The sequence below is a fragment of the Komagataeibacter europaeus LMG 18890 genome (assembly GCF_000285295.1).
GTDB classification, from domain to species: Bacteria; Pseudomonadota; Alphaproteobacteria; order Acetobacterales; family Acetobacteraceae; genus Komagataeibacter; species Komagataeibacter europaeus.
On the sequence record NZ_CADP01000008.1, the window covers coordinates 75628 to 87122 of the forward strand.

Sequence of the window (11495 nt, forward strand, 5' to 3'; positions counted from 1 at the left end):
CCCGCCACGTCCGCCACGGGGACCGCCATGCCATGGCTGGGCCTGCGCGGCGGGTACGGCTGTCGCCAGTATGCCCAGCGCAAGGCTGGCTGACAGGAGGGAAGCGGTAAGTTTGCGCAGATGCATGGACTTTGAGTACCTCGACATGTCGTGAAGGCGGATAACGGGACAAACATGACCGCTGTCCGTGACGAAACGATGGCCGTACATGGTTTCAGGCAACCCATGGCAGACGTTTTGTCAGGGCAGAGAACCGATGACGGCGCAGTTCGTTGCGTGCGCGGGCATCATTGGTCATGTAATTCAGCTGGATGGTGTGGCGTGGGCCGACATACTGCCGGTGCCCGTGCCATGTATCCGGCCCGTTGGGAAAGATCAGCAGCGTGCCGTTGACGGGCGGGATTTCGGCGGCGAAATCCTCGATGTCATGCGCATTGCGCAACAGCCGCAGGCAGCCTTCGTGGCGTGACCACGCCGCGTCATCGGCAGCGTTCAGGTACAGCAGGACGGTCACGCGCTTGCTGTCGGAATCGCGGTGGATGCGCCCGTCCTTCGCCCGCGTGCGCCCGCGCAGCGTCAGCATGGTCGGCGCGGTGTCCAGATCCAGTGCGAACTTGCGTGCGATCAGGCCCCGCAGGCGTGGTCCCTCCAGTTCCCGCACCAACTGCGCCATGAGCGGCGACAGTGTCAGGGCTCCCGGCGGGAAGGACCCGCCGGAGCGGATATCGGGCAGGCTGGTCGCCAGCGCATGCAGGTCATCCGGCCCGATGAAATGCGGCACCACCACATGGGGGAATGGGGCGGTGGAGACCGCGGCCGCTTCCAGCGTCGCATAGTCGGGGGTGACGGGTCGGATCATGCCATCTCTGCAAGCAGGTTCGGTGAATTACCCGCAGATTAGGCCCGGACACGTCCCCCCGCAAGACATGCGTGCGGGTGTCAGCCGGCGACCGTGTCCACCGCATCCAGCACCCGGCTGGAATAGACCGTCGCGGCCCCCGCGTTCAGGGCCACGGCAACGCCCAGCGCCTCCGCAATTTCCGCTTTCGTCGCCCCCGCCTTCACCGCGGCGGTGGAATGGACGGATATGCAGCCGTCGCACCGCGTGGTCACGGCCACCGCCAGCGCGATCAGTTCGCGCGTCTTGGCATCCAGATGGCCAGTGCGCGCGGCGGCCCCATCCAGCGTCTGTAGTCCCTTGATCGTGTCGGGGGACAGCGCGGCAAAAGCCTTGATAGAGTCGCCCAGATGGGCGCGGTAGGCGTTCCAGTCAGTCATCACAAACTCTCCATTTTGGATGGTTTCAGTTCACCAGATGGAGAGAACCCCTGTCATGACACAGTTTGGCGAGTTTGCGGCCTTGATGGGGGATTTGTTACGGACTATCGCCGAAATATCATGGATACAGATATCGCCCCCGCCCGCCCGTCCGCTGCGGCGCTGCCCGCAGGTACTGGCCCCCTCGCCGCCTATGAGGCCCGTGTGGCCTCCGGCCGTCTTGATCGTGACCCGGAACAGGAAAAGGCCGCCCGCAGGCTCGACCGCCTGTGGCGGGAACTGCGTGACTACCACCCGGTGGTCCAGCAGGATACGCCACAGGCCTCGGGCTGGCTGGGCGGGCTGAAGGCCCGGCTGGGCCTGTCGGGGCATGCCCCCGCTGAAACCCCGCGTCCGCGCGGCGTCTACATGGTGGGGCAGGTGGGGCGTGGCAAGACCATGCTCATGGACCTGTTCTTCAGCCTGGCACCGGTGGAACACAAGCGCCGGGTCCATTTCCACCGCTTCATGCAGGACGTGCACCAGCGCCTGCATGACATGAAGGCGGCCGATCCCGGCCTGACCGATCCCATCCCGCCACTGGCGCGCCAGATCGCGCAGGAGGCGTGGCTGCTGTGCTTTGACGAATTCCAGGTCAACGACATTGCCGACGCCATGATCCTTGGCCGCCTGTTCGACGACCTGTTCGCCGATGGCGTGGTGGTGGTGGCCACATCCAACACAAAGCCCGAGGACCTGTTCCAGGACCGTCCGGGCGCTGATGCCTTCAAGCCGTTCATTGCCGCCATCCTGAAGGAAGTGGATACCGTCATCCTCGATTCCCCACGTGATTACCGCCGGGGCAACGCGCGTGGCATGCAGACATGGATCATTCCCGTCGATGACGCGGCGCGGCGCGAACTCGACTCGATCTTCACCCGGCTGGCCGATGGCGCGCCGGTCGTGCCGGTCACGCTGGACATCATGGGCCGCAGCCTGAAGGTGGAACGGGCGGCCGGTCCGGTCGCACGCTTCAGCTTTGCCGATCTGTGCGGCAGGCCGCTTGGCGCGGGCGACTATCTGGCGCTGGCCACGCGGTTTCCCAACCTTGTCCTTGATGGCGTCCCCCGCATGGGGCCGGACAATTTTGACGAGGCACGGCGCTTCATCGTCCTGATCGACACGCTGTACGAACAGAACGTCAAGCTGTTCGCCTCCGCCGAGGACAGGCCCGACGCCATCTATGCAAAAGGGCAGGGCGCGACAGCGTTCGAACGGACGGCATCCCGTCTGGAGGAAATGCAGAGTGCGGCCTACATGCAGCTGCCGCACCTGAACGCGTAGGACGGTCGGGGGATGAAAGGGTCACGCCATCGTGACGGTTATGGCGGTGGTGTGACTGGTCAGGCGGTAGGCAAGCCGGACTGTCTTTGCTTGGGTATGGGCAAGTTCGCATCAGCCGGGACAAAGGCCGCGGATAGGGATGTTTGGCAGGCCGGTTTCCCCGGATCGGGGGGCAGGCACGAAAATGTCAGTATGCGCGGCAAGCAGACCTGATCCTGATGAATGATGGCGGCATCCCGGCAGGGGTGCGGCTAGGGTAGCGATACAAATCGGGCTGGTGAACGTTGCATGCCGGACCCGACAATAGCGCGGCCAAAAAAGGCCGCCAGCGAGGAGATGTCTTCAATATGGCGGGCGTAGATATTCTTTCGACCGCATTCAGCGGCGCCAATACGGCCTATCTGGCCGAATTGTATGCGCGCTGGGTGGCCGATCCCAACAGCGTCGATCCTTCCTTTGCCTCCCTGTTCCAGGAACTGCACGAGGACGGGCCGGAAATCGTTCATGATGCGGAAGGGGCGTCGTGGGCGCCACGGCCGCACATCATCACCGGTGATGAACCCCTGCCCCTGCCGAATGGCAAGGCGGCGGGTGTAACGGCCGAAGGGCTGCGGGCCGCGGCGGATGACAGCCTGCGCGCGACACAGCTGATCCGGGCGTTCCGCGTGCGTGGCCACCTTGAGGCCCGGCTGGACCCGCTGGGCCTGCAGGTGCCCCAGCCCCATGCCGACCTTGACCCCGCGACCTATGGCTTCGGCCCCAAGGATCTTGATCGCCCGATCTACCTTGGCCACACCGTCGCCAGCCTGATCGGAACCGACACCGCGACCATCAACCAGGTGCTCGATGCCCTGCGCTCGGTCTATTGCGGGCCGATCGGCGCCGAGTTCATGCACATCCAGGATCCCGAGCTGCGCATGTGGGTGCAGGCGCGGCTGGAAGGTGACAACTGGCGCAAGGGCGCAAGCCCCGAGCAGAAGAAGGTCATCCTGCAGCAGCTGACCGAAGCGGAAGGCTTCGAGTCCTTCTGCCAGAAGCGTTATGTCGGCACCAAGCGCTTCGGCCTTGAGGGCGAGGACGTGACCATTCCCGCGCTGCACGCGATCATCGATCAGGCGGCACAGGGTGGCGTGCGCTCGGTCGCCATCGGCATGCCGCACCGTGGCCGCCTGAACACGCTGGTCAACATCGTGCGCAAGCCCTACACCGCCATCTTCAGCGAATTCGCCGGTGCGTCCTTCAAGCCGGACGATGTGCAGGGGTCGGGCGATGTGAAATACCATCTCGGCACCTCCACCGATGTCGAGATCGGCGGCACTCCGGTCCATATCTCGCTCCAGCCCAACCCCTCGCATCTCGAGGCGGTGGATCCGGTCGTGATCGGCAAGGTCCGCGCGACGCAGGATGATGACGATCCCCACCAGCGCGGCCGCCACATGGGCCTGCTGCTGCATGGTGACGCCGCGTTCGCCGGTCAGGGCATCGTGTATGAAACGCTGGCCATGTCGCAGCTGATCGGCTACCGCACCGGCGGCACGATCCACGTCGTGGTCAACAACCAGATCGGCTTCACCACCGTTTCGGTCCATTCCTTCTCCGGCCTTTACTGCACGGACGTGGCCAAGGCGGTGCAGGCCCCGATCCTGCATGTGAACGGTGACGAGCCGGAAGCGGTGATCTACTGCTCCCGCCTTGCGGCTGAATTCCGTCAGAAGTTCGCATCCGACGTGGTGCTGGACATCGTGGGCTACCGACGGCATGGCCATAACGAGTCCGATGAGCCGTCCTTCACCCAGCCCACCATGTACAAGGCCATTGCCGCGCGTCCGACCATCCGCACGCTGTATTCCGACCGTCTGGTGCGCGAAGGTGTCGTGACCGAGGCGGAGGTCACGGCCGAATGGGATGGCTTCCACAACAAGCTGGAAGAAGCCTATCAGGCTGCCCAGGGCTACAAGCCCAACAAGGCGGACTGGCTGGAAGGCGCATGGCAGGGGCTGAAGCCGCCGCCGGTGGACGCCACCCGCCCCGCGCCGGAAACCGGTGTCGCCATTGACCGGTTGAAGGAAGTGGGCGCGGCGCTGGCGCATGTGCCCGATGACTTCAACGCCAATTCCAAGATCGTCCGGCAGCTCAAGGCCAAGGCCAAGATGTTCGAGACGGGCGTGGGCATCGACTGGGCCACGGGTGAGGCGCTGGGCTTCGGCACGCTGCTGCTGGACAAGCACCATGTCCGCCTGTCGGGCGAGGACTGCCAGCGCGGCACCTTCAGCCAGCGTCACGCGGTGCTGATCGACCAGATCAACCAGAACACCTATGTGCCGCTGAACAACATCGCCAAGGACCAGGCCGCGATCGAGATCTACAACTCGCTGCTGTCCGAATTCGGGGTGCTCGGGTTCGAATACGGCTATTCGCTGGCCGATCCGAACGCGCTGGTGCTGTGGGAAGCGCAGTTCGGTGACTTCGCCAACGGCGCGCAGGTCATCATTGACCAGTTCATCGCATCGGGCGAGACCAAGTGGCTGCGCATGTCCGGCCTGGTCATGCTGCTGCCGCACGGGTACGAAGGGCAGGGGCCGGAACATTCCTCCGCCCGTCTGGAGCGTTATCTCCAGCTCTGCGCGGAAAACAACATGCGCGTGTGCAACCTGACCACGCCGGCCAACTACTATCACGCCCTGCGTCGCCAGCTGTTCCTGGATTACCGCAAGCCGCTGATCATCATGACGCCGAAATCCCTGCTGCGTAACAAGCTGGCGGTATCGGACCTGAAGGATTTCGGTCCGGGCACGCGCTTCCTGCCGGTCATTGGCGAAATCGACCAGATCGCGGCCCCCGCCAAGGTGGACCGCGTGGTGATCTGTTCGGGCAAGGTCTATTACGACCTGCTGACCGAACGCCGTGAGCGCAAGCTGGATAACGTTGCCATCATCCGGCTGGAACAGTTCTATCCCTTCCCCGAAAAGCTGCTGGCGGAAGAACTGGCCCGTTACCCGCAGGCCAAGGTGATCTGGTGCCAGGAAGAGCCGGAAAACATGGGTGGATGGAACTTTGTCGATCGCCTGATCGAAGGCGTGCTGACATCGGTAGGCCACAAGAGCACACGGCCGACCTATGTCGGGCGCGTGGCGGCGGCCAGCCCCGCCACGGGTCTTGCGAAGGTTCACGTTGCCGAGCAGACGGCGCTGGTGAACAAGGCGCTGGGCGTCAGTGCCTGAGGGGCACGCGTTTTACGCATGAAGGATACGGGAACGGCGTCTGGGCCGTTCCCATGAATAACGATAAGGCCGCCCGGACGCACGATTGGGGCGCCAGGGTGGCCAAGGGATTGGGAAACAAAAGATGTCTGCCGATATCAAGGTACCGACACTGGGCGAAAGTGTTACCACAGCAACCGTTGCAAAATGGCTGAAGCATCCGGGCGATGCCGTGAACGAAGACGATCCGTTGGTGGAACTGGAAACCGACAAGGTCAGCGTGGAAGTCCCGGCACCGCAGGCGGGCGTGCTTGGCCCGCTGCTGGTCCCCGAAGGTGAGGAAGTCGAGGTCGGCACCGTGCTGTCCACCATCGAGGCCGGAAGCGGCGCGGCCCCGAAGGCCGCTGCCGCCCCCGCGCCGAAGAAGGAAGCCGCCCCCGCGGGCGTGCAGGCCCAGCCTGCCGCCAGCGGCCCGGTCGCCCGTCCGGCAACCCCGCCGTCCGATGTCGCGGCACAGGGGGCGGCAGCCGTGGCGTTCCCCAGCGCGCGCAAGATGATGACCGAACAGGGCGTGTCCGCAGCACAGGTCGGCACGGGTACTGGCAAGGATGGCCGCATCACCAAGGGTGACGTGCAGTCGTTCCTGTCGCAGCCGCGTGCTGCCCAGCCTGCCGCTGCCGCCCGTCCGCCGCGTCAGGACGACCCGCGTGAGGAACGCGTGAAGATGACGCGCCTGCGCCGCACCATCGCCCGTCGCCTGAAGGATGCGCAGAACACCGCTGCCCTGCTGACCACCTTCAACGAAGTGGACATGTCGGCGGTGATGCAGATGCGCGCCGAATACAAGGAACTGTTCATCAAGAAGCATAACGGCGTGAAACTGGGCTTCATGTCCATCTTCAGCCGTGCGGTGATTGCGGCGCTGCAGGAATTCCCCGCCATCAACGCCGAAATCGACGGCGATGACGTGATCTATCGTGAGTTCGTCAACCTCGGCATTGCCGTGGGCGGCCCCAACGGCCTGGTCGTGCCCGTGATCCGCGATGCGGACAAGATGAGCTTCGCCCAGATCGAAAGCTCCATCGCAGGCTTTGGCAAGAAGGCGCGCGAAGGCACGCTGAAGATCGATGAACTGTCGGGCGGCACGTTCTCCATCACCAATGGCGGCATTTATGGCTCGCTCATGTCCACGCCCATCATCAACGCGCCGCAGTCGGCCATCCTGGGCATGCACGCCATCCAGGACCGCCCGGTTGCGGTGAACGGGCAGGTTGTGATCCGCCCGATGATGTATATCGCCCTGACCTACGATCACCGGATCGTGGATGGCAAGGAAGCGGTCAGCTTCCTTGTGCGGGTCAAGCAGAACGTGGAAGACCCGCGCCGTCTGCTGCTGCAGGTCTGATGCCTGCCGGGGCCGTGCCCGTGCGCGGCCCCTACGCGCAACCGCATAGCAAGCAGGACTGAATAGACATGACAATCGACATCAAGGTGCCCACGCTGGGCGAAAGTGTGACCACGGCGACCGTTTCAAAGTGGTTGAAACAGCCCGGTGACGCCGTGAACGCGGATGAACCGATCGCCGAACTGGAAACCGACAAGGTCAGCGTGGAAGTCCCCGCCCCGCAGGCAGGCGTACTGGGCGCGCACGCGGTCAAGGAAGGTGATGAGGTCGAGGTCGGCACCGTTCTGACCACCCTGACCCCCGGCGCAGGCGGCCAGAAGGCGGCGCCCGCCGCCAAACCGGCCCAGCCCGCGCCGACTGCCGCGGCCCCTGCCGCCGCGCCCACGCCCAAGGCCGTCGCCGAAGCCCCGGCCGAGACGGATTACGATGTGATCGTGATCGGTGCCGGTCCCGGTGGTTATGTATGCGCCATCCGTGCAGCCCAGCTTGGTTTCAAGGTGGCGTGCGTGGAAAAGCGCGCGACGCTGGGGGGGACCTGCCTCAATGTTGGCTGTATCCCGTCCAAGGCGCTGCTGCAGCAGTCGGAAAACTTCCATGCCGCCAAGGATGAATATGGCGAGATGGGCATCATCATCGACAGCGTGAAGCTGGACCTGGCGAAGATGATGGCGCGCAAGCAGTCCGTGGTCGACGCCAACGTGAAGGGCGTGGAGTTCCTGTTCAAAAAGAACAAGATCACCTGGCTCAAGGGCACAGGCAAGGTCGAGGGCACGGGCCGTATCACGGTTGATGGCAAGCCGGTCACGGCCAGGCATATCGTGATTGCCAGCGGCAGCGACAGCGCAGGCCTGCCGGGCGTGGATGTTGATGAAAAGCAGATCGTCACCTCCACCGGCGCGCTTGAACTTTCCGCTGTTCCCAAGAAGATGGTCGTGATCGGCGGTGGCGTGATCGGGCTTGAACTGGGCAGCGTATGGCACCGGCTGGGCGCGGACGTGACGGTCATCGAATACCTCGACCGTCTGGTGCCGGGCACGGATAACGAAGTGGCCAAGACCTTCCAGCGCATCCTGACCAAGCAGGGCCTGAAGATGAAGCTGGGCCACAAGGTGACCAAGGCGGAAAAATCCGCCAAGGGTGTCACCCTGACCGTGGAACCTGCGCAGGGCGGGACGGCGGAAACGCTGGAAGCCGACGTGGTTCTGCTGGCCATTGGCCGTACGGCGGCCAGCAAGGGCTTCGGGCTGGAGGAAGCCGGCATCGAACTGGACAAGCGCGGTCGTATCGTGACCGATGCGCATTACGCCACCAGCGTGCCCGGCATTTATGCGATTGGTGACGTGATTGCAGGTCCGATGCTGGCGCACAAGGCCGAGGAAGAAGGTGTTGCCGTGGCCGAACTGCTGGCCGGTCAGGCAGGCCATGTCAATTATGGCGCCATTCCTGCCGTGGTTTACACATGGCCGGAAGTCGCAACTGTTGGCAAGACCGAAGAAAACCTGAAGGAAGAAGGTGTTTCCTACAAGGTTGGCAAATTCCCCTTCACCGCCAATGGCCGTGCCCGCGCCATCGGCATGACGGACGGGTTTGTGAAGGTTCTGGCCGATTCCACCACCGATCAGGTGCTGGGCGTGCATATCATTGGCCCGATGGCGGGCGAACTGATTGCCGAATGCACCATGGCGATCGAGTTCGGCGCATCGTCGGAAGACATCGCGCGCACCTGCCACGCCCACCCCACGTTGAGCGAGGCGGTCAAGGAAGCGGCGCTGGATGTAGACAAGCGCGCCATCCATATCTGAACCGGCGCACCAAACACAAAACCCATCCGGCAGGTTCGTTGCCGGGTGGGTTTTTTATTTGTAGAAAATGATTATTTTTAAATACGGTTATTCATGATTGCTTTTATCTGCAATAATTCTGCTTCTTCTTGCAGAAGACGCAGCATCAATGTGGATGGCTGGTTGATATAAGCAGTTTCAACAGCGCGACATCATAAAAATAATAAAAGTTTCTGGGTGCTGTCTTTTTTCAAAAAGGCGCCCTTCTGACGAAGCTTTTTGAAAAAAGCTTCACCAAAAACGTCTTCATGCGGTCGTGGTGGCCGGGTTCCACGCATCTTCACGCGTGATGCGGATCAGTTCCGTGGCGGAAACCGCGCGCGAGATGAAGAAGCCCTGCACATAGTCCACGCCCAGCGCGCGCACGGTATCAAATTCTTCCTGTGTTTCCACGCCTTCCACCGTTACGGCCAGATTGTAGCCATGACCAAGCTTGATGAGGGAGGCCAGCAGGCTGCGTGCCTTGTTATCCGATCCGATATTGCGCACCAGGCAACGGTCCAGCTTCAGCGACTGCAGCGGCAGTTCCCGCAGCGTGGACAGGCGCACCGTGCCATAGCCAAAATTGTCCATGGCCAGCCCGAACCCGTCTTCCGCCAGTCCGCACAGGCGCAGGCGGCTTTTTTCCGCACGTCGGCCCTGCAGCATCTGTTCGGTGACTTCCAGCATGAAGGTGCTGGGGTCGAGGTTGAGCTGCCGGATCTCGCTGAACAGGTCGATCTGCTGTTCAAGGTTCAGCAGGTCCAGATGCGACAGGTTGACCGCCAGCCGCAGGCTGGGCAGCCCCGCTTCCTTCCATTTCTGGATATCATCGTGGAAGGACTGCACCAGATGCGTTTCCATGATCTGGGCCAGCGCCGAATCCGCGAATACATCGGTAAACGCACCGGCGGACAGCAACCCGCGTTCGGGATGGTGCCAGCGCATCAGGGCTTCCGCCTGTTCGATCCGGCCGGTACGGGCGTTCAGTATGGGCTGGTAGTAAACCTCGAACTGTTTTTCCGCGACACCCTGCCGGGCTTCCGCCAGGATCTTGGCGCGTTCCATCGTGGTCTTGTGCAGGCTGGGCGTAAACATGCGCGCCTGCTTGCCGCCCGCCTGCTTGGCGGCATAGACCGCGACATCGGCGTTTTTCTGCAAGGCTTCCAGCGATTCCTCGCCAGTGATGGGGGTGGCCCCGATACTGCCGGAAATGCGCACGGTGGCGCTGTCCAGCATGATCGGTTCTTCCAGCAGGTTCTGGATCTTGTTCAGGATGGTCTGCAGCGGCATGATCTTCAGGCTGTGATGAAGGATCACCGCGAACTCATCCCCGCCCAGGCGGCTTATCGTGTCCTGCGACCCGATCAGTTCGATCAGGCGCGTCGCAATGGTCTTGAGTACCTCATCCCCCGCATGGTGGCCGTGTATGTCATTGACCGGCTTGAACCCGTCAAGGTCGAACATCACCAGCACCTGCGGGTCGGCATTGCGGCGTTTGCTCGCTTCCACGGCGGTAATAAGGCTGGCGTTGAACCCCCCGCGGTTCAGCAGGCCGGTCATCACGTCGGTCGCGGCCTGTTTTTTCAGCCGCACCTTCGTGTTCATAAGTTCGGTAATTTCAAAACGGGTCGCGACAAACCCGCTTATGTCCCCATCTGCGTTCTTGTGGGGAATGATGGTGGTCGCCACCCAGTAATGACTGCCATCCTTGGCGCGGTTGCACAGGTTGCCATGCCATGTCTGGCCCGAATACAGGGTCCGGTACATGTCCCGGAAAAAAGCCTTGTTATGCTCCCCCGAATTCAGGATGCGATGGGTGTGGCCCAGCAGTTCTTCGCGGGAGTACTGGCTGATCTTGCAGAATTTGTCGTTGACGTAGGTAATGACCCCCTTGCGGTCGGTCACGGCGACAATAAGGACATTATCAACCACGTCCGCCCAGAAGTCGGCATCTTCATGCGTTAGGGCGCGAAGCCTGTTGTCATGGTGTGCGGACATTCTGGTACCTCGGATACGGAGCAGGAAACGGGGAATTACCTGTAAGCAGTCTAGCAGCCTGTCGGGTTGGGGTACCCAGTGAAGGGGTAAGGTTGTAAGGTGGTGAGATGAGCAGCTTCATCCCGTTTGACCGGTCTCAGCCGTATCTTCTGCCGCCTGATCTGAAGTCGTGGCTTCCTGCTGACGATATGGCGCATTTCATTGTCGCAGCCGTCGAGCGGGTTCCGATGCGTGCGTTCTGCGTGCCAGCGCGCACGGGTGGCAAGGCACAGTACCATCCGCGTCTGATGCTGGCCCTTCTGATCTTCAGCTATGCGAACGGGTTGTTTTCCTCACGCCGGATCGAGCGGGCGACATATCGCGACATCGGGGTGCGCTTCGTGGCGGCGAACCTGCATCCGGATCACGACACGATTGCGACGTTCCGCCGGACGAACCGGACAGCCATTGAAGCTGCATTTGCGCAGG

General features: G+C 62.6%; 8 protein-coding genes. 5 read left to right on the forward strand and 3 right to left on the reverse strand.

All coding sequences use genetic code 11. The annotated features are described in order from the left end of the window. Positions 1–214: 214 nt before the first annotated feature. Positions 215–859 (reverse strand): 2OG-Fe(II) oxygenase, encoded by a 645-nt coding sequence (locus GEU01_RS05240; protein WP_019085225.1) that lies wholly within the window; start codon positions 857–859, stop codon positions 215–217. An 80-nt stretch (positions 860–939) separates the two neighbouring features. Continuing rightward, the gene (locus tag GEU01_RS05245; protein WP_019085226.1) at positions 940–1278 is read right to left on the reverse strand and encodes a carboxymuconolactone decarboxylase family protein; all 339 of its coding nucleotides are present in this window, start codon (positions 1276–1278) and stop codon (positions 940–942) included. A gap of 120 nt (positions 1279–1398) precedes the next feature. Here GEU01_RS05245 and zapE point away from each other — a divergent pair, with 120 nt between their 5' ends. The 4 genes from zapE to lpdA all read left to right on the forward strand — a co-directional run bounded on the left by zapE (position 1399) and on the right by lpdA (position 9008). Beyond that, a complete protein-coding gene (gene zapE, locus GEU01_RS05250; protein WP_019085227.1) occupies positions 1399–2601 on the forward strand; it encodes a cell division protein ZapE in 1203 nt (400 codons plus the stop codon). 347 nt (positions 2602–2948) lie between these two features. Further along, complete coding sequence (locus GEU01_RS05255) at positions 2949–5822, forward strand: 2-oxoglutarate dehydrogenase E1 component (RefSeq protein WP_019085228.1); 2874 nt, start codon at positions 2949–2951, stop codon at positions 5820–5822. A gap of 124 nt (positions 5823–5946) precedes the next feature. Next, positions 5947–7206: a 2-oxoglutarate dehydrogenase complex dihydrolipoyllysine-residue succinyltransferase gene (gene odhB, locus GEU01_RS05260; RefSeq protein WP_010509215.1), complete on the forward strand. Its 1260-nt coding sequence runs from the start codon at positions 5947–5949 to the stop codon at positions 7204–7206. A gap of 68 nt (positions 7207–7274) precedes the next feature. Continuing rightward, a complete protein-coding gene (gene lpdA / locus GEU01_RS05265; protein WP_019085229.1) occupies positions 7275–9008 on the forward strand; it encodes a dihydrolipoyl dehydrogenase in 1734 nt (577 codons plus the stop codon). Positions 9009–9293: 285 nt separating this feature from the next. Here lpdA and GEU01_RS05270 read toward each other — a convergent pair whose 3' ends face one another. Beyond that, complete coding sequence (locus tag GEU01_RS05270; protein WP_019085230.1) at positions 9294–11027, reverse strand: putative bifunctional diguanylate cyclase/phosphodiesterase; 1734 nt, start codon at positions 11025–11027, stop codon at positions 9294–9296. Between the two features lie 107 nt (positions 11028–11134). Between GEU01_RS05270 and GEU01_RS22305 the strand changes: the two genes are divergently transcribed. Further along, the coding region (locus GEU01_RS22305) for a transposase (protein WP_019085231.1) at positions 11135–11495 on the forward strand (361 nt) is incomplete at its 3' end.

What these genes read in the sequence shown, in the direction of transcription:
- GEU01_RS05240 (WP_019085225.1), bottom strand. Translation starts at nt 859, where the DNA reads ATGATCCGACCCGTCACCCCCGACTATGCGACGCTGGAAGCGGCCGCG.
- GEU01_RS05245 (WP_019085226.1), bottom strand. Translation starts at nt 1,278, where the DNA reads ATGACTGACTGGAACGCCTACCGCGCCCATCTGGGCGACTCTATCAAG.
- zapE (WP_019085227.1), top strand. Translation starts at nt 1,399, where the DNA reads ATGGATACAGATATCGCCCCCGCCCGCCCGTCCGCTGCGGCGCTGCCC.
- GEU01_RS05255 (WP_019085228.1), top strand. Translation starts at nt 2,949, where the DNA reads ATGGCGGGCGTAGATATTCTTTCGACCGCATTCAGCGGCGCCAATACG.
- odhB (WP_010509215.1), top strand. Translation starts at nt 5,947, where the DNA reads ATGTCTGCCGATATCAAGGTACCGACACTGGGCGAAAGTGTTACCACA.
- lpdA (WP_019085229.1), top strand. Translation starts at nt 7,275, where the DNA reads ATGACAATCGACATCAAGGTGCCCACGCTGGGCGAAAGTGTGACCACG.
- GEU01_RS05270 (WP_019085230.1), bottom strand. Translation starts at nt 11,027, where the DNA reads ATGTCCGCACACCATGACAACAGGCTTCGCGCCCTAACGCATGAAGAT.